This is a genomic window from Bacillus sp. TH13, from assembly GCF_016651175.1.
Classification (GTDB): domain Bacteria; phylum Bacillota; class Bacilli; order Bacillales; family Bacillaceae_G; genus Bacillus_A; species Bacillus_A thuringiensis_S.
Genome location: NZ_JAEKEJ010000025.1, coordinates 3,433,671 through 3,456,187 on the forward strand (window position 1 = coordinate 3,433,671; position 22,517 = coordinate 3,456,187).

Genomic DNA, 22,517 nt, shown 5'->3' on the forward strand with positions numbered 1-22,517 from the left:
CTTCTTTTTTTATTATCATTATATATAAACTATGTTAAAATTGTCATGTTTTTATTCAAGAATGATTCTTAATATATTAGGGGAGAGGAAATGGATGAGTGAATGCTCATTCGGAATTCACATGAAGTATGAAGTGGCATTTTCTTTTTATTGCTGAGAATTTAAGTGAAGGGTTGAAAGTTGTATGACATCAAATAATGAACGAGAAGATATTTCTCAATCTTTAAAAGTATTTATTGCATTATCTCGTGTACATCGTTCTGTTATGGATACTACAAATAGATCTATACAAAGTAACGGGTTAAATCCAACTGAATTTGCTGTATTAGAACTGCTATATCATAAAGGCGGTCAACCACTCCAGCAAATTGGTGAGCGCATTTTAATAGCCAGTGGCAGCATTACATATGTTGTAGATAAGCTGGAGAAAAAGGGATTAGTAAAGAGAATCCCATGTCCGAATGACAGACGTGTTATTTACGCGCAATTAACTGAGTCTGGCGAGAACTTTATTGCTTCTATTTTTCCGGGGCATGAGAAAGTTATACATCAGTCTTTTGAAATGTTAACGAAAGATGAAAAAGATGAATTACTTGATCTATTAAAAAAAATTGGGAAGTATGAAAAATAATAATATGTTCCAAAGGAGCTTTGGATAAATAAATCCAAGGCTTTTTTATTTGCAATGAACTCAGGGTAGTAACTGCCGAATTTTGTTGAAAATTAAGAGGGAATTCGGGAATACGTATTGAATTATAGTAAAGGTATGTAATGGAGAGGAGGCTCGTTCATGTCATTTAAAGACTATGAATATAAACGCCCAAATATTGAAGAGTTAAAAGAGAAATTTACTGTTGCTTTAGAGAAGTTTGATAAAGCAAAAACTGTAGAAGAACAAAAACAAGTCATTAATTCAATTAATGAAATTCGCAACGATTTTGGTACAATGGGAAACCTTTGTTACATTCGCCATTCTGTTGATACGACGGATACTTTTTATAAGGAGGAGCAGGATTTCTTTGATGAATTCTCTCCAGTTGTACAAGGATATGGTACAAAATATTATAAGGCACTCATTAATTCTCCATTTCGTGAAGAATTAGAGGCGTATTATGGAAAACAATTATTTGCTCTAGCAGAATGTGATTTAAAAACATATTCAGATGAAGTCGTGAAAGATTTACAATTAGAAAATAAATTATCGTCGCAATATACACAGTTATTAGCATCGGCAAAAATTGACTTTGCTGGAGAAGAAAGAACGTTATCGCAACTGATTCCGTTTATGCAAGGAAAAGAAAGAAGCGAACGTAAAGCAGCAAGTGAAGCATACTACGGATTTTTAGCTGGAAATGAGGAAGAACTAGATCGTATTTATGATGAACTTGTTAAAGTGAGAACGAAAATCGCAAAATCTTTAGGTTTCAAAAACTTTGTTGAACTTGGATATGCAAGAATGTACCGTACAGATTATAATGCGGAGATGGTGGCTAATTACCGTCAGCAAGTGCTGGATTATATCGTTCCCGTTACAACGGAATTAAGAAAGCGACAACAAGCACGTATCGGTGTAGAGAAGTTAGCTTATTACGACGAAAACTTTGAGTTTGCTACAGGGAACCCAACTCCAAAAGGAGATGCGGATTGGATTGTTGATCATGGAAAGACGATGTATAAAGAGTTATCGGCTGAAACAGATGAATTTTTCAATTTCATGCTAGATAATGATTTATTAGATTTAGTTGCGAAAAAAGGAAAAGCTGGTGGCGGATATTGTACATATATTGAGAATTATAAAGCGCCATTTATTTTCTCAAACTTCAATGGAACATCTGGTGACATTGATGTATTAACACATGAAGCAGGTCATGCTTTCCAAGTATATGAAAGTCGTAAATTTGAAATTCCAGAATATAATTGGCCAACATATGAAGCGTGTGAAATCCACTCTATGAGTATGGAATTTTTTACATGGCCATGGATGAAGCTATTCTTTGAAGAAGATGCAGATAAATATTACTTCTCTCACTTAAGTTCAGCACTTCTGTTTTTACCTTATGGCGTATCAGTTGATGAATATCAACATTATGTATATGAAAATCCAGAAGCATCACCTGAAGAGCGTAAGACAGCATGGCGTAACATAGAGAAGAAATACTTACCGCATCGTGATTATGAGGATAATGATTATTTAGAGCGCGGTGGTTTTTGGCAACGTCAAGGGCATATTTATAGCTCACCTTTCTATTATATTGATTACACGCTTGCTCAAATTTGTGCGCTACAATTTTGGAAACGTGCAAGAGATAATAGACAAGAGGCATGGGAAGATTATGTGAATCTGTGCCAACAAGGTGGAAGTAAATCGTTCTTAGAATTAGTAGAAGTTGCAAATTTAACATCACCATTTGTTGAAGGCTGTGTGAAAAGTGTTATTACAGAAATTGAAGCATGGTTACATGCGATTGACGACACAAAATTGTAAAAAACATGCGCTTTTTTTCACATGTTTAACATCGACATAATGGGAAAATGATGAGATAATAAAAGAAAATTCAGAATACTAAAGGGTGTTTCTAATAAGGAGCACCTCTTTTCACCAACAAAAGGGGGGAACAAGTATGCTTCAATCTAATATGGATGTGAGTTTAGAAAGTTTAGTAAACTCATTACAGTCTACCCGAAGCACGCTATTATCAGAAATTGAAATGTTAAATGATACAGAAGTGAATGTAAAGCCACGCCGTGATAAATGGAGTATTACTCAAATTTTACACCACTTGCATTTAGTTGAACAATCTGTCACGTCTGCCCTTGTATATGCTTTACAAAAAAACGAAAGAAACATGACTCCATTTAAAGACCTCCAACTTACGCTTGATCGCACACATAAACGAGAAGCTCCTCAGCAAATGCAACCAACAGAAACTTTAATGAAAAAACAGCAAGGAATTCAATTACTAGAACATTCACGACAAGAACTATTACACGCGCTTCATAGTGTTATAGATGAAAAAAATCTATTTGAAAATGGATTAAAGCATCCTGTTTTTAATGATCTGAATTTGTATCAATGGGTTCAATTTCTTGATTTGCATGAACAAAGACATCTTACGCAGTTAAAAGAGGCGAAACATGCAATTTTGCAACGCTAAAGTGGAAGAAGTGGGAAACCACTTCTTTTTTGATATGTGCATAGTTTTCTTTCTTATTTTGGAATACTACATGGAGAAAGAAAAGAAGGAGTTGAAAAAATATGTCTAAGAAGAAGCGAGAAGAGGAGCGCGCCTGGAAAGCGCGTAAAGAAAATCAACAACCGCACGGAAAAGTGAAAGCTTTTGCTGAATTAGTTGAAGGAACAGAAAAAACGTGATGATTATTTCATCACGTTTTTTGTATGAGTGGAAAAGTTAATAAAAAGGTTGTACCGATTCCTTTTTCACTTATAATATCAATTTTTCCGTTCATAGCTTGAACAACACTGAATACGACCATCATTCCAAGTCCAGTGCCTTTTTCTTTCGTTGAATAGAAAGGCGAACCAAGCCGTTTTACTTGTTCTGACTCCATACCGATTCCTGTATCTTTTATATATAACTGAATATGCTTATGATCAGGAACTAATGTGAAATAAAGATCACCGCCTTTTGGCATAGCCTCAATGCAATTTTTTAAAATATTTAATAAACATTGATTTAGTTTTTGTTTTTCTCCAGCGATAAAAAAAGAAGTGCTTTGCTTTATATAATGAGTACGTACATTTGTTAAATTAGCAAGCGGTGTAATTAACGACAATGCATGTAGTAATTCTTCTTCTAACTGTAATGTTTGTTCTTTTTCAATGCTTGGTTTGGCAAAAGTTAAATAATCTGTAAGAACATGATTTGCTTGTTCGATGCCGTTAATGGCAATGTCGATATATAATTTTCGTTCCTGCGCAGTGCATGTATCTGATTGTAACAGTTGTAAAAACCCTTTCGTTGAAGTTAATGGATTGCGAATTTCATGAGAGATAGACGCTGCCATTTCACCAATTAAATGAAACTTTTCAGCATTTATAAGTTCGTTTTGGAGACGAACTTGAGTTTGTAATATGTGTAGTAAATATAAAATTAGGATCGTACCAAGCATTGAACATAACTCATATACAATAATATGCGGTATATAATCAGTCTTATTTGTAACCTTTGAAAGGAAGAAAGGTATCCAACTAAATCCGTATGTGAGACTGTAGATAATAGCAAGTGTTATTTTTATACGATTAGAAGTTCGATTGAAAAATTTATATGTTAATAGTAGAACAATAAATAGAAGAACAGAACCGATAAGAGATGGCAAAACACCTACCCCACCTAATAATAAGCGATATATGTTTAATACAACTAAGATAGAACCACCAGCAATAGGCCCTCCCGTTAATGTACCGACAATTAATACAATATGGCGCATATCAAATTGAAAACCATTATTTGTTTTTGCTGCAAATGTAATACAGAGTACGGTAGCGAGGCAACACAATACAATAAATATAGCTGAATTTAATTTAGGAGAGCGTTTCCCTTTTTGATTCCAAAATAAATGATATACGAGCATTGTAATAAGGATGAATAATATATTTAAAAAGAGATAAATAATAAAGGATTTCAGTGGGATGCCTCCTCTCTTCTTATATTAAATTAATCATACTATAAAATGAAAGAAATGAAATAATAAATAGCGGAAAAATCAGAAATTTTTACGCTAGTATACAATATGTTACAATAAGCTGTGTCAATTAAAGAAGAAATTCCGTGCACCGCGCGGGAGAGGTTCGCGAACTCCCTCTATAAAAAACTATGGAAACAACAATATCCTTAGGTATTGTTTTGTTTTTTTATTGTGACAGTTCAAGAACGTTCTTTCTTCTTATTTATAGTAGAGAAGGAGAATGAGTGAAATGAAAAAAGAAAAAGCAGTTGTTGTTTTTAGTGGAGGACAAGATAGTACAACATGTTTATTTTGGGCAATAGAGCAGTTTGCAGAGGTAGAAGCTGTAACGTTTAATTACAATCAACGTCATAAGCTAGAAATTGATTGTGCAGCGAAAATTGCAAAAGAGCTAGGAATAAAGCATACGGTACTAGATATGAGTCTATTAAATCAACTTGCTCCAAATGCGTTAACGAGAACGGATATGGAGATTACACATGAAGAAGGTGAATTGCCATCGACATTTGTAGATGGACGAAATTTACTCTTCTTATCATTTGCTGCTGTATTAGCAAAACAAGTTGGAGCACGTCATATTGTAACGGGTGTATGTGAAACTGATTTCAGTGGTTATCCAGATTGCCGTGACGTGTTTGTGAAATCGTTAAACGTTACTTTAAATTTATCCATGGATTACCCGTTTGTCATTCACACGCCACTTATGTGGATTGATAAAGCTGAAACATGGAAATTATCAGATGAACTTGGAGCATTTGAGTTTGTTCGAGAAAAAACATTAACATGTTATAACGGAATCATTGGTGATGGTTGCGGTGAATGTCCAGCGTGCCAACTTCGTAAAGCAGGATTAGATACGTACCTACAAGAACGCGAAGGAGCGAACAACTAATGGATAATTTCTTTGGATTTCGCATCGTAGAAAATTTGCAAAAAATGGACAAGGATATTCAGCGTAAACAGCTCAAATACCATAATAAAAGAGTAATGGTCAGCAAGGAATTTACATTTGATGCAGCACACCATTTACACTGTTATGAAGGGAAATGTAAAAACTTACATGGTCACACATATAAAGTTGTATTTGGAATTAGTGGATATGTAAATGAAATAGGACTTGCAATTGACTTTGGTGATATAAAAGAGATTTGGAAGAATGAAATCGAAATTTATTTAGATCATCGTTATTTAAACGAAACGTTACCTGCAATGAATACGACTGCTGAAAATATGGTCGTTTGGATTTATGAAAAGATGGCAGAGGCACTAACTAAAGAGAATCGAGTGAACGAATATAAAGGAGCTCGCGTAGAATTTGTTCGTCTATTTGAGACGCCGACTAGTTATGCGGAAGTAAGACGGGAGTGGATGCTCGATGAGTAAAATCCCTGTCTTAGAAATATTTGGTCCGACTATTCAAGGTGAAGGAATGGTTGTAGGGCAAAAGACAATGTTTATCCGTACGGCTGGTTGTGATTATAGCTGCGCTTGGTGTGATTCTGCTTTTACATGGGATGGATCAGCTAAAAATCAAATTAGACAGATGACAGCAGAAGATATTTGGGATGAGCTTGTTACAATTGGAGGAGAAAATTTTTCTCATGTTACGATTTCAGGCGGAAATCCGGCATTGCTGAAAAATATTGAGTTTCTTCTTTCTATATTAAAAGAAAATGGAATGCGGACGGCAATTGAAACACAAGGGAGTAAATGGCAAAATTGGTTACTTCAAATTGATGAAGTAACAATTTCTCCAAAACCACCAAGTTCGACGATGAAAACAGATTTTCAGAAGTTAGATGCTATTATTCAGAAACTAGCAGGAAAAGATATTAGTTTAAAAGTAGTAGTATTCGATGATCATGATTTTGAATATGCAGTTAAGATGCACGAACGTTATCCAGATGTACCATTTTTCTTACAAGTAGGAAACGATGATACAAAAACAGTGGATGATGCGATGCTTATTAAAAAATTATTAGATAAGTATGAGTGGCTGATTGATAAAGCTGTAAATTGTAAAGAGATGAATGATGCAAAAGTATTGCCCCAGCTTCATGCGTTAGTATGGGGAAATAAACGCGGCGTATAACGAGAAGGGATGTTTAAAATGACAGGAAGATTAGATGAAGATTTAAAAGATGTAACATTACTAGGAAATCAAAATACAAAATATTTATTTGAATATAGCCCAGAAATATTAGAGGTATTTGATAATAATCATCCAAACCGTGATTATTTTGTAAAATTCAATTGTCCTGAATTTACAAGTTTATGTCCGAAAACAGGACAACCAGATTTTGCAACAATTTATATTAGCTATATTCCAGAGCAAAAAATGGTAGAGAGTAAATCTTTAAAGTTGTATTTATTTAGTTTCCGCAATCATGGTGATTTCCACGAAGATTGCATGAACGTTATTATGAACGATTTAATTAAATTAATGGATCCACGTTACATTGAGGTATGGGGGAAATTTACACCACGTGGTGGCATTTCAATTGATCCATACTGCAACTACGGTCGCCCGGGGACGAAGTATGAACAAATGGCTGACTACCGCATGATGAACCACGATCTATATCCGGAAACAATTGATAATCGTTAATAAAAAGAAAGGGCCTGTATACTATACAGGCCCTTTCTTTTTATTATATTATGCATTTTGATTAATGACAGTATAGTTTTTATGACTTACAACTGTAAGAGGTTCCATATCTAGTTCTCTAAAATTCTTCATAATTGTTATATCAACAATAACAGAGTTTTGATTTACTTTTTGAACACGGCCTTGCATTCCACCTTTAAATTCGATGATATCTCCAGTTTCTGCGATCTGCATAAGCAACTCTCCTTGTTACAGTTTTCCCAAAAAAAGAATAAATTTGGGTTTTTTTATTTCCTCCTATTTTGAACCATATTTCCTACTTTGTAAATGTTTCCAAAGTAAAAAATCGAAAAATATTCACTTTTTGTAAGAAAATATGTAGAAAATCCATGTTATTTGAAAAAAATAGCAAAAATGCGGGAATCTTTATATCGAGGTATAATGAAAAAGTAGAATAACCTGCTGAAGTGGGAGAAATTAGAGGCGGTAAAATGATGTTTGAATTTGTGGGGAGTGTTATAGCTTTAATTTTATTTTTATTTTCTTATATGCATTTAAAAAGATTCGTCAATATGATACGAGTACATATTTTGATGGGATGGATGGTATCCATGCTTCGATAACACATGATAGTGGTGGGGAGATGTAAAGGTATATAACTTTCTTTTCTTGCGTGGTATGATATTTAGAACTAGTGCATAATAGAGTTCGTAAGTGATGAATGGAGAGTGAAAAGAATGAAGATTTCTTTTATTCGTCATGGTTGTTTAGGTCGTATAAGAGAACCGATGACAATTAATTCATTTCACGAATGGATGAAACAGTATGATTCCGAGTCAATGATACAAAAAGCTAAAATGCCGATAGAAACAATAGAGGCAATTGAAGCAGCGAAATTTGTCTTAACAAGTGATCAAAGGCGTGCTGTACAATCAGCAGCTGAATTGACGGATTCTTTATCTTTTATGCAAAATTCTCTTTTTAGAGAAGCTGAAGTTCCTTCATGCTTTTTTGCTCCGAAGTGGTTGAAATGCACAATTAAGGTATGGATGTTCATTGGACGAACATTATGGATACTTGGCTACCATAAAGATGTTGAGTCTTATAAGGAAATAAGAGAGAGGGCAAGGCAAGCGGCTTACCTGTTACATCGTTATGCTCTCGTACATGGAAGTATTGCTCTTGTAGGTCATAAGTATTTTAATTCGATGATTGGAACGGAGCTGAGGGCAATGGGATGGTCTGGTTCTCCTGTTTTGCATAGAAAGCCATGGGGATGTACAACATATACGTTTCACGAGGCGATGGATGGAAATATATTAAATACGAATTTAACATAAAAGCACACGATTTATATAAATCGTGTGCTTTCTTTTTAAGATATAGAAATTTTGACGTTTAATGTTTTTACGAGATGAGCATAAGGTTCGCCTACTAGCATAACAATTTCATCTTTTTTATAACCTAACTTTTCGTATAGTGAATAGGCGCGTGTGTTTTCTAAATTAACAAGTAAAGCGATTTTTTCATACCCTTTTTCAGTTGCATAGATTTCGGCAGCTTCAATTAATTTAGAACCGATACCTTTTCCGCCGTGTGCACTTGAAACTGATAATGTATCAATGTAATACTCATCAAGCTCAGCTTCTTTTTCTAACGTAATTGATTCATCTTTATGTAATTCTCTTAAGTGATGTACAATTGGTGCGTCAAGCTGTGTTGCTTCACTACCGTGATAAGCGACAATAATTCCAACTGCACTCTCGTCTTGTTCATAGACAAAACAGTTTTCGTAGCTCAGACGGTTATTTTCTTTTGAGAACCATGTCTCAAGTCCTAGTAATACTTCTGCTTTAACTGTGCTACCTGTGATTTTTTCAGCAATTTCATGCAGAGCATTATACAATAAAGGAGCTATTGCCATTGCATCTGTCTTTTTTGCTTTCCGAATCATAGTATCCCTCCTAGTTCTATTTGTATATTGTAGCATAGTGGTATTGAACTTTGCATAATTGAATGCCGAAATGTTTGATATAGAGAAGTAGCTATGTTAGTATATGATATTTAGTGGACATATAGTAAAACGATATTGTTTGCGAAATAACGAAAATAAAATCATGGCATAACAACGAGATAAAATGAAACGTTAATCAGTAAGACTTTTTGTTCATTCCACGACTGATTAGTAGCCAACACCAATCGGACCGCCTGCAAATAGCGGGATAATTTTACAGTTGTTGACCTATAGAATATACGATAAAATAAAATATTGCAGAGAGGTGAAATACATGGATAAAGAATTAGCAAATACAATTTTAGATCAGCTGAAAAATGGTGAAATAACGGAGTATGTTGTTACGAAAGATGTATTTTATACGTTCAGAGAAGTTGTTGTAAATAGAGAAGACTTTAAGCATTTCATTGGTAACGCACAGCGAGGCGGGCAAGTGATTTATACATATTCAGAAACGCCACGTTCATAAAGGGGAATTTTGATCAGCAGGGCATCCCTCACTGATTAGTAGCCAACACCAATCGAACGTTTAATGCGGGATAAATAAAAGATAAAGGAGAGGGGAATTATGGGCGATTTTAAACAAGGCATTTTACCACATTGGGATTATATGTGGAAAGATAGAGCCGGCAATAGATTTATGGGAATGGTTATGTATCCAGAGAAACGAAAATGTTCAGCAAAAATGCTTCAGAAAATAAAAAGAGCATATGAAGAAGCGATAGAAATTAAAGTAACTGTACAAGTTCAACATACATATCAGTACGTAGAAGGAATGATTGTATACTTTGATGAAGAGGCTCCTGTATGTACAATGCTTGATAAAGATGAAAATCCACATCACATATTTGTAAAAGATATTTTGCGTATTGAGCACTCTGAATAAACTTTTCATAAATAAATTGAAGTTCCATAATAATAATCTTTTTCTATAATAGTTATCTTTTAGTATGTAACGAAAAACGAAAGTATATGTATAATATATTTAATAAGGTAAATTTGATAAATGTAATCGTTTTTTAGAGCAGATTATAGTTTCATATCTGTTCTTTTTTGCGTGATGCTGGAGAAATATATTTCTTCAGTATCTAACGTTTTATGACAAAATATATTGTTAACTTTTTAAAAAATAAGGTTAAATTCGTTGACAACTTTTTTGAAAAGCACTTTATTGACATGAGTTTTAGAATGTTGTTTCATAGTCATTGTATTGAAAAAAAACGGCTATCATGTCGAAAAGTAAAAGTTAAAAAAAGAAAGAATTTATACATATATCTTGTGTCTTATTTTGAAACGTAATACAATATATAGAGAAATCAAGAACAACATATAGAGAATATAGATTTGAGAGGGAGGGTCGGAAATGTTAGTTGCATATGATTCTATGACAGGAAACGTGAAGCGTTTCATTCACAAATTAAATATGCCGGCCGTTCAAATTGATGAAGATCTAGTAATAGATGAAGACTTTATTCTTATTACGTATACAACAGGTTTTGGCAATGTACCAGAACGTGTTTTAGACTTTTTAGAGCGCAATAATGAAAAATTAAAAGGCGTATCTGCAAGCGGAAATCGTAACTGGGGAGACATGTTCGGTGCAAGTGCTGACAAGATTTCTACTAAATATGAAGTGCCTATTGTATCAAAATTTGAGTTATCTGGAACAAATAACGATGTAGAATATTTTAAGGAAAGGGTGCGGGAGATTGCGACACATTGAACTGAATAATGAAATCACGCAAATGCAGGACGGTTTTTATCAGCTTCATAAAGATAAAGAGGCATTAGAAGTCTTTATGGAAGAAGCTAGAGAGAATACCGTTCCTTTTAATAGCGTGGCAGAGCGAATGGAGTATATGAAAGAACATGATTACTATTACAACGTTCTGGACGAGTATAGCTTGGAGGAAGTAGAGGAAGTATATAACATCGCTTATGGTGAAAACTTCGAGTTCCAATCTTATATGGCAGCATCTAAGTTCTACAAAGATTATGCGTTAAAAACGAATGATCAAAAACAATACTTAGAAAGCTATGAAGATCGTGTAGCAATTGTTTCATTATACTTAGGACGCGGTGATGTTTCGAAGGCAAGACAATTCGCAAGCATGATTGTAAAACAAAACTACCAACCAGCGACACCAACCTTTTTAAATGCGGGAAGAAGCAGAAGAGGAGAAATGGTGTCTTGTTTCTTGTTAGAGATGGACGATAGCTTAAATTCAATCGGCTTTAACATTAATACTGCGATGCAATTATCGAAAATCGGCGGGGGAGTAGCTTTAAACTTATCTAAACTACGCGCACGTGGTGAGCAAATTAAAGGTATTGATAACGCTGCAAGTGGTGTAGTGCCTGTTATGAAATTGCTTGAAGATTCGTTTTCATATGCGAATCAGCTTGGCCAACGAAAAGGTGCCGGCGCAGTATATTTAAACATTTTCCATTGGGATATTATTGAATTCCTTGATACAAAAAAAATAAATGCCGATGAGAAGAGCCGTATTCAGTCTCTATCAATCGGAATTATCGTTCCAAGTAAGTTCTTTGAGCTTGCTGAGAAAAACGAACCTTTCCATGTTTTCGCGCCTTATACGGTTTATAAAGAATATGGCAAGCATTTAGATGATATTGACATTGATGAAATGTACGATGAATTAATGAGCAATCCGAAAGTGAAGAAGAAGCCACTAGATATTAGTGCACGTGATATGCTTATTAAAATCGCTATGATTCAGCTTGAGTCTGGTTACCCATACTTAATGTTTAAATCAAATGCAAATAATCAACATCCATTGAAGGATATTGGAACTGTGAAGATGTCGAACTTATGTACAGAAATCTTCCAGCTTCAAGAAACTTCAGAAATAAATGATTACGGTACAGATGACATTATCCGTCGTGATATTAACTGTAACTTAGGATCGTTAAATATTGTAAACGTAATGGAAAATAAAGAAATTCGTGAAGCGGTTCATGCAGGAATGGAAGCTTTAACAGCTGTTTCTGATATGACGATCATTCCGAATGCACCAACTGTGAAAAAAGCAAATGATGAGCTTCATTCAGTTGGACTTGGAGCAATGAACTTACACGGATATTTAGCAAAAAATAAAATCGCTTATGAAAGTGCAGAAGCGAAAGAGTTTGCTCGTACATTCTTTATGATGTTAAATTACTACTCTATTGAGAAAAGTATGGAAATCGCTACAGAAAAAGGCGAGACATTTAAAGACTTCGATAAATCTGATTATGCGAATGGCACATACTTTGAAAAGTATGAAACGACAGATTACAGCCCAGTAACTGAAAAAGTTCAGCAACTATTTGAAGGAATTCATATTCCAACAAAAGAAGATTGGACAAGTTTAAAAGAGCAAGTGCAGAAGAATGGTTTATATAACTCATATCGTCTTGCCATTGCTCCAACACAATCAATCAGTTACGTTCAAAATGCAACTTCAAGCGTAATGCCGATCGTAAGTCAAATCGAATCAAGAACATATGCGAATGCGACAACATATTATCCAATGCCGTATTTATCAAAAGATACGTTCTGGTACTATAAATCTTCTTACGATATGAATCAGTTTAAATTAATTGATTTAATCGCAGAAATTCAAGAACATATTGACCAAGGAATTAGTACAATTCTTTACGTTAATAGTGATATTTCAACACGTGAATTAGCACGTTACTACATCTATGCACATAAAAAAGGCTTAAAGAGTCTGTATTATACGAGAACACGTAAATTAAGTGTGGAAGAGTGTGTGGCTTGTACCGTTTAATATAAAAAGTGAGACATGATGAGCAGGGTTTTCTGAACCCTGCTCATGCTTAGTTATCATATTTAGAGAAGGGGCGATTTAATGCGTGCGGTAAACTGGAACAAAAAAGAAGATGATTTTAGTTTAATGTTTTGGAAGCAAAATATCGCTCAGTTTTGGACAGAAGAAGAAATCGCGGTATCTTCTGACAAAAATACTTGGGCACAATTATCAAAAGAAGAGCAGATTGCTTATAAGCGTGTATTAGGTGGTTTAACACTTTTAGATACGAAACAAGGCGGCGAAGGTATGCCTCTTGTACTTGTTCATCTTGAAAATTTACAAGCGAAAAGTGTATTAGCTTTCATGGGAGCTATGGAAGAAGTACATGCGAAAAGTTATAGTCACATTTTCACAACATTAGCTACAGAAGAAGAAATTGATGATATTTTTGACTGGGTAGACAATCATCCATTACTTGAGAAAAAGGCCGGTATTATTACTGGTTATTATCGTCGTTTGTTAAAGCCTGAAGTGACGAAAAAAGAGCTATATATGGCAATGGTAGCAAGTGTGTTCTTAGAAAGTTACTTATTCTATAGTGGATTCTTCTATCCGCTTTACTTAGCTGGTCAAGGAAAACTAACAGCAAGTGGTGAGATTATCAACTTGATAATTCGTGATGAGTCAATTCACGGCGTATTCGTCGGTATTTTAGCACAACAAATCTTCGCAGAACTTTCTGCAGAAGAGCAACAAGAAGTGCAGAAGGAAACACAAGAGTTATTAATGGAACTATATGAAATTGAAATGGCCTATACAGAAGAAATTTACACTTCTATCGGTCTTGTAGAAGATGTAAATCGTTTCGTTCGTTACAATGCGAATAAAGGGCTTATGAACTTAGGACTTGAGCCGAAGTTTGAAGAAGAAGAAATTAACCCAATCGTTTTAAATGGTTTACGTACAGATACGAAAAACCATGATTTCTTCTCTGTAAAAGGAAATGGTTACGTAAAAGCAACGAACGTTGAAAAGTTAGCTGACGATGACTTCGTGTTTAACTTTTAATATAGGATTATAAAGAAAAGCTGTCTTATTGATTGATAAGACAGCTTTTCTTTATAATTTTGTTTACATAACACTATTATTTTTGTATAGTGATTAATATTTTGGAAGTTCTATTCAGTTAACGGATAGAACTTTTTTGTAATTAAATGGGTATTTACAAACTTTTTGTATCGGTGTATTATTTAACTAGTACACCGATACAAAAGGAGGGAAGAAATGAAAATAGAGTTTTCTCCAAATACACCAATTTACATTCAGGTAATGGAATACATAAAAAAAGAGATCGTAACAGGACATTTATTGCCTGGCGATAAAATTCCCTCTGTCCGTGAATTAGCCAGTGAATTACAAGTGAATCCAAATACGATTCAGCGTACATTTCAAGAGCTAGAACGGGATGGAGTTGTTGTAACACGTAGAGGAATGGGCCGGTATGTAACGAATGAAGGGGAGAAAATTATGGAGCTGCGAAAAGAGATGGCGAAAGAATTACTTCATTCTTTTATAGATGGAATGGACAATTTAGGTTTTTCAGAAGAAGAAATTCTTACAATTCTTCGTTCTTCATTACATGATAAGAGGGAGGAGAGCCAATGACAGAGCTATTAAAAATAGAAAACTTATGGAAGAGATACGGATTAAAAGCAGTGATCCGTGAATTAAACATAGAGATTACGGAAGGGAAAATCGTTGGGCTTGTTGGAGATAACGGGAGCGGGAAAACGACGTTATTGAAAATAATTGCAGGTTTGCAACACCCTTCTGAAGGTAGTATTACAATAGACGGTAAAAAGGTAGGATTACAGACGAAAGAAATCGTTTCATTTATGTCCGATAAGCCAGTCTTTGATGATTGGATGACTATAAAAGACGCTTTATTTTTCTACCGAGATTTTTATAAAGACTTCGATATTCAAAAAGCGGTAGATACGATTGCAGAATTTAAAATACCGTTAGAAGAAAAAATTACAGCATTGTCAAAAGGTATGGTTGAGAAGCTGCAGATTATTTTAACGTTTTCTCGAAAAGCGAAACTATACGTACTGGATGAGCCATTGGGCGGGATAGATCCTCTTTCTAGAGAACATGTATTGAATCTAATTCTACAGTTCTATAGAGAAGATTGTACGATATTAATTTCCACTCACTTAATAAATGAAATTGAAAATATTTTTGATGAAGTGATCTTTTTAAAAGATGGAGAAATGGTTCTATATGAAAATGTAGAAGAAATTCGTTTTCAGAGAGGAAAAGCGGTTCATGAATTGTTTAAGGAGGTGTTTAGTAAGTGAAGTCAGTACTTTCCTATTTATGGAATGTAAATAAGAAAAGATATATTGTTACTTTTTTACTCTTTGTGCTAATTGAAGCTGTGTTATTTTCACAAATGATTGTAAGAAAAAGTGATGCGGCTATCAGTAGACAAGAGGGCATATTTGGAATCATTATGATTATATTTTTCTTTTATGTTGTTTATATGTTTATACAAACAATGAAATCATATTCACGCTTACTAACTAATCCAATGTTACGACTTACAGCAATATCTGGGAAACAATATGTAATTTCTATGCTTATTTTCTCATTTATCGCAATGGCTATATGGTATGGGATATGTGGAATTCTTTTCTACGTAAGTTATGTATTAGCTTTTCCTACGACTTCTGTATATATAGAGGCAAAAGAGATTATGCAAATGGGCATAATGAACAATTTAATATATACAATAAGCGATTTATTTGAATTTTTGTTTAGTGTGTTACAAATTATATTAGTGATTACTTTAGTTAAGTTACTTGTTAAAAAGAAAAAAGCGCAAAATATACTAATCGTTATTATTTTTCTAGTAATAAATATCGCAATTACTTTAGCGACAACTTTGCTAGGAAAATTAGCTCCAGCTTTCCAAGTATTGCGAAGAGTAGAATATCATAGTGAAAGCAAGAGTCTGTTTATTAATATGTTTCAAGAAAATGGATTTAATATTTTTAATATAAGTTTCATGGTAATGGTTAGTGCTCTAATAATATATGTAATTGCTTATATTATCGATAAAAAACTAGAAGTCTAAAGGAGGAATCAGCATTGGGAAACGTAGTAGTAAAATTAGAGAATGTTCGAAAAAAGATTGGTGGAACGGAAATTATTCGTGGTTTATCATTTGAGGTTCGTGAAGGAGAAGTATACGGATTCCTTGGACCGAACGGTAGCGGTAAGACGACGACGATCCGTATGATGACAGGTCTTATTTCAATGACAGAAGGCGATATTACAATTTGTGGACATAGTATTCGCTCGGAGCGTGAAAAGGCACTAGAGCAAATTGGAGCGATTGTAGAAAATCCTGAACTATATGATTATATGACAGGAATGCAAAACTTAAAGCATTTTGCGAACATGGCCATTACACCGATTAGTAAAGAGCGTATTGCTGAGATTGTAAAGCTTGTTGAATTAGAGCATGCAATTCATAAAAAGGTGAAAACATATTCACTTGGTATGAAACAACGTTTAGGAATTGCACAGGCATTACTTCATCAGCCAAAAATCTTAATTTTAGATGAGCCGACAAATGGATTAGATCCAGCTGGTATTCGCCAAATTCGTGATTATTTACAACGTTTAGCGAAAGAAGAGAATATTGCTGTAATCGTATCAAGTCACTTATTGAGTGAAATTGAATTAATGTGTGATCGCGTTGTTATTATTAAACAAGGTGAGTTTGTACAAGAGTACAACTTACATGAAAAAGTGAAACATGATGAGGCAGTCGTTGTAGCGTTTGAAGTAGATGAGGTTCAGAAAGCGAATGAAATTATTAAAGGTAAAGCAAAAGGGAATGTGATTGTAGCATCTGTAACAAAAGAAAACATTCCGCAACTTGTCAAAAAACTTGTTCATGCTGAGGTGCTTGTATACGGAGTTACTGTTCAAAATAAAACGTTAGAGGATGAGTTCTTAGCGATTACTGGGGGAGTGAAAGCGTAATGTTTAAATTAATTCAAAATGAATTTTTAAAATTACATGCGAAAAAAGGTATGTATATTTTAATTAGTGTCATTGCTTTATTGGAGATTTTAGGAGCTGTAGTACTGGCGAAATGGGGTGAAGCTGGTAGTTTAAGTGGATCTTACTTAGATTTTGTAAGTTCAGATATCGGCTTAATTATGATATTCACAACGATTTTTGGAATTACAACAGCTTCTCGTACAATTACAGATGAATTCCAAAAAGGAACGATTAAACAATTATTAATTCGTCCAAGAAAACGAATGACAGTTTTATTTTCTAAATATATTACAGTGTTATTAACGATGTTATTTATTGTATTTGCTAGTATGTTAATTGCCATGATTATTGGATTAATTGTAATGGACGGTAGTAAAACTGAATTAACGTTAGGAATTGTTTTGAAAACAATATTATATCAGTTGCTATCGCCATTTTTCTTTGCAACACTTGCATTTTTCTTAGCAAACGTATTTAGAAAGTCTGTATTACCATTAATTATTACGATGTTCCTATTATTCTTACAAGGAGCAATTAATATGGCACTAATGATGTTTGCAAAAGGTGTAGCGAAGTTTGTAGTATTCTTCCATTTGGATTTAAGAGCTTACGACAGTAATAAATTAATTAGTGGTGGAGTAGAACCTACATTTACAGAATTTACGTTTACAACTTCATTATTACTTGTAGTTGCATACTTTGTTGTGTTACTTGTAGCTTCAAGTGCATTATTCCAAAAACGTGACGTATTATAATAAAAGAAATCCCCGCTTGTAAAAACGGGGATTTTTATTACATAAATTTCTCTTAGATTGCAACTTGAAGAACAGAGATATGGTATTTTAAGAGATATGCTGTTTGAAATGATTTGAGAAAAATAGGAAGAATTTCAACTAGATTCATATTGTAATTTAGTTATCCAATTATTTATAAGGAAAGGACGCCTATAAAATATTGATTCAAGTTTTACTTTATTTTTTACTATCTTTGGGGGTGTTTCATGTGCACTATGCATTTTCACGTATAAGACTACGTAGTTTTTTTGGATGGATGATTATAGGGGTGTTCCTTACAATGATTCCATTAGGTCTAGCAAATGTTTCTGAGAATACGATGGAGGTTATTTCACAAATAACTGTATTTTTTGTATTTCCGTTACTTTGGCTATACGTAAAAACAAATAAAAATAATGTTGTATTTAACAGTTTTTTTGATAAGCCAGGACGTTTACCTTGGGGATTAATTGTATTAGCAACGATAATGGGAATGATTTTTTCGGTTGGCATATCTCAGATTCAATTTTACATATTAGCACATACGTTACCGAATTTCTTAGTTACTATGTTAGAAGACGGAAATGTTATTAATACGAGTAACATATATATGACGATATTTACTTTCATTTCAGCATGTGTGTTAGCGCCTATTATGGAAGAGGTTATTTTTAGGGGATTTTTCTTACAGCGAATGGCTTATAAATGGGGAATTAAAAAAGCTGTAATTATATCTTCAATTATTTTTGGCCTAGGACATTTTGATGTTATTGGTGCGTTCATGTTTGGTGTCGTTATGTGTCTTTTATACATAAACACAAAAAATATATGGACGAATATAGCTGTGCACGCTCTAAATAATTTGATTGCAACAAGTATGCAATTTTTCGGTGGAGAAGAAAGTGGTACAATCTCAATTACTGAATTACAAGCGCAAAGTAATTTATGGATTGGTATCGGTCTTACGATTGTCGGATTACTTTGGTTAATTCCTTACATTTGGAAACAATGGCGTACAGTAAAAGAAGTTGGCGTGCCACCAGTACGGTTTATAAATGAGCTAAAAGTAGTGAGTGCATCACAAGAAAATGAAGTGTATAGTCAAGTGATCATAACCGATAGATTGATGGCTATAGAGTTACCAGATGAGGTTGTAAATAAGCTTCGGTTAGAAGAAAATGATTATGTAACAGTATCTGTGGAAGAAGATAAAATCATTATAAAGAAAGCACATAATAGATAATTAAAAAGTAGCTCCTTAGGAGCTGCTTTTTAATTTGTAATAATTTCCACACGAAAATTATTACCGTTCTTTACATATTTAATATCTGTAACAGTGCGGACCGTCTTTAAAATCTCCACTTTTTCACCAATTCGCGGGATGGTTGGAACATTGTCCCAAATACCAAGTAAGTCATCTAATTGTGCCGTTTTTTCATAAAACCAGATTTTCAATGTAAGGCCCCTTTCTCGAACTTTATGTATTTTAATACATGATATATTATTTTTATTCTTAATGTAAGGGGTTTTTTTATATTTTATGAATAAAAATAAATTAATTTTCTGGGAAGATATGTTCAATATCAGGAGTAAGAGATACTTCTGATAATACGATATGAGAAACTGTCGTTGCATATGAAGAAACATCATTGATAAATTCTTCAAGTTCAACGAGTGAAGGAACAGAAATTTTTACAATGTAGCATAAGCTTCCTGTTACTCGGTAACAAAAACTTGCAGATGGATAAGACTGAATAAACTGTTGCATACGTGTTGTATCACCATTTTTTAAAGTGATTTCTAAAATACAATCTAAAACTAGCCCTGCTTTTTTATAGTCGATATCGATTGTATATTTTTGAATAACGCCTTCACTTTCAAGTTTACGAACACGTTCTGCAGTAGACGGAGCAGATAAGTTTACTCGTTTCGCCAATTCACGCATAGAAAGGCGACTATCATTATATAATTCATTTAAAATTTTTCGATCAACACGGTCTAGTTGCATTTGTAAATATACCTCCAGTAAAATAATGATTTTTGTAAAGGAAAAATATAAATTAAGATTCATATGAAATGTAAAGTGAACGTTATTTATTTTACAATAAAACAGAAGGAAATAGGAGGGGAAATGATGGAGAGAATTTCATTATCAAATGTAGGAGATACAAAGTTTCAAAAGTTATTAGGGCATAATTCGGATATATTACATTCGTGGAGTACGTTAGAGGATACACTGTACAATAAAGGAACTCTTTCAGCAGAGTTGAAGGAGCAAGTGAGAAGAACATTAGCGTATGGGAATGAATGTCCATACTGTATGGCAAAGGGAAGACCTGAAGGTGTGCAAAAGGCAGAGGAGATAGGTGTAGCCGTTACTTTTGCGCATACATTTGTTCATGACCGAAAAGCGATAGATGATACTATGTTTCACGTATTAAAACAATATTGGACAGAAAAAGAAATTGTAGAGCTTTGCGCCTATGTTTGCTTTATTACTGCGTCACAACAACTTGGTTTTCTATTTCAATTACAGCCAAATTAAGGGGGAAATGATGACAAATCAAATAGCACTTATCATAATCGATGTACAAAAGGCATTTCAATTACCAGATTGGGGCGAGAGAAATAATATTTTTGCTGAAGAAAATATGAGAATTTTGTTAGAAGAATGGAGAAAAAGGAAACAATCAGTTTTTCATATTCAACATGTAAATAAAGAAAATGCTCAGTCAATGTTTTATGAGAGAGCGGAAACGGTAAACTTTAAAGAAGAAGTGCAACCACTACCTGGTGAAGTGGTTATTCAGAAGTTCGTTAATAGCGCGTTCATTGGGACAAATTTAGAAGAGCAATTAAGAGAGAAGAAATGTAATGCAGTAGTAGTTGTGGGATTAACGACAAATCATTGCGTGGAAACTACGACACGAATGGCAGGGAATTTAGGATTTACAACGTATTTAGTGAGTGATGCAACGGCTACTTTTAACCGTAAAGGTTTAGATGGTAAAGAGTATAGTGCAGAAGATATTCACAATATGACGCTTGTAAATTTACATGAAGAGTTTGCTACGATTGTGACGACAAAAGAAGCATTAAAATTATTTTAAAAAAATAATTGCGAATTATATAGAAAAAAATAAGAATATTTCGTATAATCTAAGTACAATCATTTTGAAATAGGGGTGGCATCATATGGAGCAAATTCCGGTAAAGAGAATAGAAGAAGTACTTGTTGTAGCAGGGGATGATAAACAGAAGCAAAAGGAATTTTATGAACTGCTCTTATCTACTGAGTTTTATGTTGCTGGTTCACTAGAAGCAGAGGACGGGGCAGCAGAAGGAATACTTCGTTTGCGTCATTTCCAAGGAGAGGGTAGATGGATCGTTCCGTTCTTTACACAAATGAAATTTGTAAAAGATGTGTTGCCAGAAGGAACGCCCCTTATTACGATACGTGGGAAAGAGTTATTTGGTAGCATTGAGAAAGATGCTACAGCTGTATTAAATGCTGGCACTGATATAAGTAAAACATTTGTTCCAGAAGAAATTGCAGATATCGCATCTGGACGAATTTTTAATTATTATAAGTAAAAGGAAAAGCGTAATCGCTTTTCCTTTTTAATTTGAACATGGAGTGGCTATACCGGAAGAAATAGAGACTGTTTTATTATTTGTGTTTATTGTTGCTGTAGCTCCAAGTGGAATACCGATGTTTGGACTTATATGTCCAATTGGTAAACCGAATAGGACAGGTATATGATATGGCGTGAAATATTCATATAATATTGTTTGCAATGATTGAGATGGCTTTGAAGGGGTGCAGTCGTGACAACTTGTGAAAATAACGCCCATGCATTCATTAAACTTTCCAGATAAAAGTAGCTGATTTAACATACGGTCAATGCGGTACGGTTCTTCACCAATGTCTTCAAGTAATAAAAGTGTATTGTCCGTATTTATCTCGTAGGGCGAGCCAATTATACTCGTTAACACAGCTAAATTTCCTCCAACTAACGTACCTGTAACTTTACTGTGAGAGCTAGGCACGATACATTCTGATGCAGATAAAATGGTTGAATACGGATGGAATAGCTGATTGAAAGAGGAGAAAGATAGGGAATCAATACCTTTTCCTAGTTCTTCAATCATCGGACCATGAAATGTTATAAGCTTTGCATAACGTGAAACAGCAGTATGCAAAGCTGTAATATCGCTATATCCCCAAAAGATTTTTGGATTCTGCCTAATAACTTCATATTGAATGTGAGGAAGAAGACGAGCACTTCCATAACCACCTCGTGCACAAAAAATTGCCTTTACTTCATTATTTGTAAATGCTTCATGTATATCGTCAAGCCGAACCTGATCACTTCCGGCTAAAAATCCATATTTCTCGTAAACACTCTTCCCGATTATTACAGATAACCCCATCTTTTGTAATATATTCACACCTTTTAATACATTTTCGATTGTAGGTGGACCAGATGGTGCAATAATCATTACTGTATCACCTTGTTTTAATGCATTTGGATAAATCATTAAGCTCAGCCTCCTTCTCT

The 22,517-nt window shown here is 34.0% G+C and carries 29 protein-coding genes and 1 riboswitch; of the genes, 23 read left to right on the forward strand and 6 right to left on the reverse strand.

The features are described 5' to 3' along the window. Positions 1-184: 184 nt before the first annotated feature. From JFU02_RS26195 to JFU02_RS32290, 4 genes are all read left to right on the forward strand, one after another. A complete protein-coding gene (locus tag JFU02_RS26195; protein WP_000203350.1) occupies positions 185-631 on the forward strand; it encodes a MarR family winged helix-turn-helix transcriptional regulator in 447 nt (148 codons plus the stop codon). A 159-nt stretch (positions 632-790) separates the two neighbouring features. Further along, positions 791-2,485, forward strand: a complete 1,695-nt coding sequence (locus JFU02_RS26200; protein ID WP_000008566.1) for a M3 family oligoendopeptidase — start codon at positions 791-793, stop codon at positions 2,483-2,485. A 136-nt stretch (positions 2,486-2,621) separates the two neighbouring features. After that, positions 2,622-3,155, forward strand: a complete 534-nt coding sequence (locus tag JFU02_RS26205; protein ID WP_097960515.1) for a DinB family protein — start codon at positions 2,622-2,624, stop codon at positions 3,153-3,155. Positions 3,156-3,256: 101 nt separating this feature from the next. Beyond that, complete coding sequence (locus tag JFU02_RS32290) at positions 3,257-3,373, forward strand: DUF6254 family protein (protein WP_000038355.1); 117 nt, start codon at positions 3,257-3,259, stop codon at positions 3,371-3,373. 11 nt (positions 3,374-3,384) lie between these two features. Here the strand turns inward: JFU02_RS32290 and kinB are convergent, their stop codons facing one another. Beyond that, positions 3,385-4,593, reverse strand: a complete 1,209-nt coding sequence (gene kinB, locus JFU02_RS26210; RefSeq protein WP_061668005.1) for a sporulation sensor histidine kinase KinB — start codon at positions 4,591-4,593, stop codon at positions 3,385-3,387. A 206-nt stretch (positions 4,594-4,799) separates the two neighbouring features. Then, positions 4,800-4,843, forward strand: a riboswitch (PreQ1 riboswitch). Between the two features lie 93 nt (positions 4,844-4,936). Here kinB and queC point away from each other — a divergent pair. The 4 genes from queC to queF are packed head-to-tail and all read left to right on the forward strand — an operon-like array spanning position 4,937 to position 7,315. Then, the gene (gene queC, locus JFU02_RS26215; RefSeq protein ID WP_000711598.1) at positions 4,937-5,599 is read left to right on the forward strand and encodes a 7-cyano-7-deazaguanine synthase QueC; all 663 of its coding nucleotides are present in this window, start codon (positions 4,937-4,939) and stop codon (positions 5,597-5,599) included. Then, positions 5,599-6,090, forward strand: coding sequence for a 6-carboxytetrahydropterin synthase QueD (gene queD / locus JFU02_RS26220; protein ID WP_000368414.1), 492 nt, complete (start codon positions 5,599-5,601; stop codon positions 6,088-6,090). Before queC ends, queD begins: the two co-directional genes overlap by 1 nt. After that, entirely contained in the window at positions 6,083-6,799 is a 717-nt protein-coding gene (gene queE / locus JFU02_RS26225; protein WP_000036304.1) for a 7-carboxy-7-deazaguanine synthase QueE, read from the forward strand. The genes queD and queE overlap by 8 nt, the downstream gene beginning before the upstream one ends. An 18-nt stretch (positions 6,800-6,817) precedes the next feature. Continuing rightward, positions 6,818-7,315: a preQ(1) synthase gene (gene queF, locus JFU02_RS26230; protein WP_001986050.1), complete on the forward strand. Its 498-nt coding sequence runs from the start codon at positions 6,818-6,820 to the stop codon at positions 7,313-7,315. Positions 7,316-7,363: 48 nt separating this feature from the next. On the opposite strand, the gene JFU02_RS26235 is transcribed toward queF, so the two are convergent. Continuing rightward, positions 7,364-7,549 (reverse strand): YkvS family protein, encoded by a 186-nt coding sequence (locus JFU02_RS26235; protein ID WP_001165082.1) that lies wholly within the window; start codon positions 7,547-7,549, stop codon positions 7,364-7,366. 503 nt (positions 7,550-8,052) lie between these two features. Between JFU02_RS26235 and JFU02_RS26240 the strand changes: the two genes are divergently transcribed. Continuing rightward, complete coding sequence (locus JFU02_RS26240) at positions 8,053-8,655, forward strand: hypothetical protein (protein ID WP_000703090.1); 603 nt, start codon at positions 8,053-8,055, stop codon at positions 8,653-8,655. Positions 8,656-8,690: 35 nt separating this feature from the next. On the opposite strand, the gene JFU02_RS26245 is transcribed toward JFU02_RS26240, so the two are convergent. Next, positions 8,691-9,269, reverse strand: a complete 579-nt coding sequence (locus tag JFU02_RS26245; protein ID WP_000619551.1) for a GNAT family N-acetyltransferase — start codon at positions 9,267-9,269, stop codon at positions 8,691-8,693. A gap of 334 nt (positions 9,270-9,603) precedes the next feature. Between JFU02_RS26245 and JFU02_RS26250 the strand changes: the two genes are divergently transcribed. The 11 genes from JFU02_RS26250 (at position 9,604) to JFU02_RS26300 (ending at position 19,198) form a co-directional block, all read left to right on the forward strand. Next, a complete protein-coding gene (locus JFU02_RS26250; RefSeq protein ID WP_000356686.1) occupies positions 9,604-9,798 on the forward strand; it encodes a hypothetical protein in 195 nt (64 codons plus the stop codon). 99 nt (positions 9,799-9,897) lie between these two features. Next, positions 9,898-10,215, forward strand: a complete 318-nt coding sequence (locus JFU02_RS26255; protein ID WP_000502199.1) for a hypothetical protein — start codon at positions 9,898-9,900, stop codon at positions 10,213-10,215. 477 nt (positions 10,216-10,692) lie between these two features. Continuing rightward, positions 10,693-11,052, forward strand: a complete 360-nt coding sequence (nrdI, locus tag JFU02_RS26260) for a class Ib ribonucleoside-diphosphate reductase assembly flavoprotein NrdI (RefSeq protein WP_000959447.1) — start codon at positions 10,693-10,695, stop codon at positions 11,050-11,052. After that, positions 11,039-13,123 (forward strand): class 1b ribonucleoside-diphosphate reductase subunit alpha, encoded by a 2,085-nt coding sequence (gene nrdE, locus JFU02_RS26265; RefSeq protein ID WP_001215839.1) that lies wholly within the window; start codon positions 11,039-11,041, stop codon positions 13,121-13,123. The genes nrdI and nrdE overlap by 14 nt, the downstream gene beginning before the upstream one ends. 81 nt (positions 13,124-13,204) lie before the next feature. Continuing rightward, a complete protein-coding gene (gene nrdF, locus JFU02_RS26270; protein WP_001203008.1) occupies positions 13,205-14,173 on the forward strand; it encodes a class 1b ribonucleoside-diphosphate reductase subunit beta in 969 nt (322 codons plus the stop codon). Between the two features lie 216 nt (positions 14,174-14,389). Next, positions 14,390-14,770 (forward strand): GntR family transcriptional regulator, encoded by a 381-nt coding sequence (locus JFU02_RS26275; RefSeq protein ID WP_000687512.1) that lies wholly within the window; start codon positions 14,390-14,392, stop codon positions 14,768-14,770. Further along, positions 14,767-15,465, forward strand: a complete 699-nt coding sequence (locus tag JFU02_RS26280) for an ABC transporter ATP-binding protein (protein ID WP_061668004.1) — start codon at positions 14,767-14,769, stop codon at positions 15,463-15,465. Before JFU02_RS26275 ends, JFU02_RS26280 begins: the two co-directional genes overlap by 4 nt. Then, a complete protein-coding gene (locus JFU02_RS26285; RefSeq protein ID WP_061668003.1) occupies positions 15,462-16,244 on the forward strand; it encodes a hypothetical protein in 783 nt (260 codons plus the stop codon). The genes JFU02_RS26280 and JFU02_RS26285 overlap by 4 nt, the downstream gene beginning before the upstream one ends. 14 nt (positions 16,245-16,258) lie before the next feature. Continuing rightward, positions 16,259-17,161, forward strand: a complete 903-nt coding sequence (locus tag JFU02_RS26290; protein WP_000528789.1) for an ABC transporter ATP-binding protein — start codon at positions 16,259-16,261, stop codon at positions 17,159-17,161. Continuing rightward, a complete protein-coding gene (locus tag JFU02_RS26295; RefSeq protein WP_061668002.1) occupies positions 17,161-17,937 on the forward strand; it encodes an ABC transporter permease in 777 nt (258 codons plus the stop codon). Before JFU02_RS26290 ends, JFU02_RS26295 begins: the two co-directional genes overlap by 1 nt. A gap of 247 nt (positions 17,938-18,184) precedes the next feature. Continuing rightward, complete coding sequence (locus JFU02_RS26300; protein ID WP_000558814.1) at positions 18,185-19,198, forward strand: CPBP family intramembrane glutamic endopeptidase; 1,014 nt, start codon at positions 18,185-18,187, stop codon at positions 19,196-19,198. 29 nt (positions 19,199-19,227) lie between these two features. On the opposite strand, the gene JFU02_RS26305 is transcribed toward JFU02_RS26300, so the two are convergent. Both JFU02_RS26305 and JFU02_RS26310 read right to left on the reverse strand, forming a co-directional pair. Next, a complete protein-coding gene (locus JFU02_RS26305; RefSeq protein ID WP_000707107.1) occupies positions 19,228-19,410 on the reverse strand; it encodes a DUF3913 family protein in 183 nt (60 codons plus the stop codon). A gap of 100 nt (positions 19,411-19,510) precedes the next feature. Next, on the reverse strand, positions 19,511-19,963 hold the full coding sequence (locus tag JFU02_RS26310; protein WP_001175499.1) for an Lrp/AsnC family transcriptional regulator: 453 nt from the start codon (positions 19,961-19,963) through the stop codon (positions 19,511-19,513). 123 nt (positions 19,964-20,086) lie between these two features. Between JFU02_RS26310 and JFU02_RS26315 the strand changes: the two genes are divergently transcribed. The 3 genes from JFU02_RS26315 to JFU02_RS26325 all read left to right on the forward strand — a co-directional run bounded on the left by JFU02_RS26315 (position 20,087) and on the right by JFU02_RS26325 (position 21,549). Continuing rightward, positions 20,087-20,500, forward strand: coding sequence for a carboxymuconolactone decarboxylase family protein (locus JFU02_RS26315; protein WP_103945161.1), 414 nt, complete (start codon positions 20,087-20,089; stop codon positions 20,498-20,500). Between the two features lie 10 nt (positions 20,501-20,510). After that, complete coding sequence (locus JFU02_RS26320; protein WP_000184432.1) at positions 20,511-21,065, forward strand: cysteine hydrolase family protein; 555 nt, start codon at positions 20,511-20,513, stop codon at positions 21,063-21,065. An 85-nt stretch (positions 21,066-21,150) separates the two neighbouring features. Further along, a complete protein-coding gene (locus JFU02_RS26325) occupies positions 21,151-21,549 on the forward strand; it encodes an SseB family protein (protein ID WP_201071890.1) in 399 nt (132 codons plus the stop codon). A gap of 27 nt (positions 21,550-21,576) precedes the next feature. On the opposite strand, the gene JFU02_RS26330 is transcribed toward JFU02_RS26325, so the two are convergent. Further along, entirely contained in the window at positions 21,577-22,497 is a 921-nt protein-coding gene (locus JFU02_RS26330) for a S66 peptidase family protein (protein WP_061668000.1), read from the reverse strand. Positions 22,498-22,517 lie beyond the last annotated feature (20 nt).

Bases quoted from the DNA above. Each gene is read 5' to 3' on its own strand.
- JFU02_RS26195 (WP_000203350.1), top strand. From the start codon at position 185: ATGACATCAAATAATGAACGAGAAGATATTTCTCAATCTTTAAAAGTA.
- JFU02_RS26200 (WP_000008566.1), top strand. From the start codon at position 791: ATGTCATTTAAAGACTATGAATATAAACGCCCAAATATTGAAGAGTTA.
- JFU02_RS26205 (WP_097960515.1), top strand. From the start codon at position 2,622: ATGCTTCAATCTAATATGGATGTGAGTTTAGAAAGTTTAGTAAACTCA.
- JFU02_RS32290 (WP_000038355.1), top strand. From the start codon at position 3,257: ATGTCTAAGAAGAAGCGAGAAGAGGAGCGCGCCTGGAAAGCGCGTAAA.
- kinB (WP_061668005.1), bottom strand. From the start codon at position 4,593: ATGCTCGTATATCATTTATTTTGGAATCAAAAAGGGAAACGCTCTCCT.
- queC (WP_000711598.1), top strand. From the start codon at position 4,937: ATGAAAAAAGAAAAAGCAGTTGTTGTTTTTAGTGGAGGACAAGATAGT.
- queD (WP_000368414.1), top strand. From the start codon at position 5,599: ATGGATAATTTCTTTGGATTTCGCATCGTAGAAAATTTGCAAAAAATG.
- queE (WP_000036304.1), top strand. From the start codon at position 6,083: ATGAGTAAAATCCCTGTCTTAGAAATATTTGGTCCGACTATTCAAGGT.
- queF (WP_001986050.1), top strand. From the start codon at position 6,818: ATGACAGGAAGATTAGATGAAGATTTAAAAGATGTAACATTACTAGGA.
- JFU02_RS26235 (WP_001165082.1), bottom strand. From the start codon at position 7,549: ATGCAGATCGCAGAAACTGGAGATATCATCGAATTTAAAGGTGGAATG.
- JFU02_RS26240 (WP_000703090.1), top strand. From the start codon at position 8,053: ATGAAGATTTCTTTTATTCGTCATGGTTGTTTAGGTCGTATAAGAGAA.
- JFU02_RS26245 (WP_000619551.1), bottom strand. From the start codon at position 9,269: ATGATTCGGAAAGCAAAAAAGACAGATGCAATGGCAATAGCTCCTTTA.
- JFU02_RS26250 (WP_000356686.1), top strand. From the start codon at position 9,604: ATGGATAAAGAATTAGCAAATACAATTTTAGATCAGCTGAAAAATGGT.
- JFU02_RS26255 (WP_000502199.1), top strand. From the start codon at position 9,898: ATGGGCGATTTTAAACAAGGCATTTTACCACATTGGGATTATATGTGG.
- nrdI (WP_000959447.1), top strand. From the start codon at position 10,693: ATGTTAGTTGCATATGATTCTATGACAGGAAACGTGAAGCGTTTCATT.
- nrdF (WP_001203008.1), top strand. From the start codon at position 13,205: ATGCGTGCGGTAAACTGGAACAAAAAAGAAGATGATTTTAGTTTAATG.
- JFU02_RS26275 (WP_000687512.1), top strand. From the start codon at position 14,390: ATGAAAATAGAGTTTTCTCCAAATACACCAATTTACATTCAGGTAATG.
- JFU02_RS26280 (WP_061668004.1), top strand. From the start codon at position 14,767: ATGACAGAGCTATTAAAAATAGAAAACTTATGGAAGAGATACGGATTA.
- JFU02_RS26295 (WP_061668002.1), top strand. From the start codon at position 17,161: ATGTTTAAATTAATTCAAAATGAATTTTTAAAATTACATGCGAAAAAA.
- JFU02_RS26310 (WP_001175499.1), bottom strand. From the start codon at position 19,963: ATGCAACTAGACCGTGTTGATCGAAAAATTTTAAATGAATTATATAAT.
- JFU02_RS26315 (WP_103945161.1), top strand. From the start codon at position 20,087: ATGATGGAGAGAATTTCATTATCAAATGTAGGAGATACAAAGTTTCAA.
- JFU02_RS26320 (WP_000184432.1), top strand. From the start codon at position 20,511: ATGACAAATCAAATAGCACTTATCATAATCGATGTACAAAAGGCATTT.
- JFU02_RS26325 (WP_201071890.1), top strand. From the start codon at position 21,151: ATGGAGCAAATTCCGGTAAAGAGAATAGAAGAAGTACTTGTTGTAGCA.
- JFU02_RS26330 (WP_061668000.1), bottom strand. From the start codon at position 22,497: ATGATTTATCCAAATGCATTAAAACAAGGTGATACAGTAATGATTATT.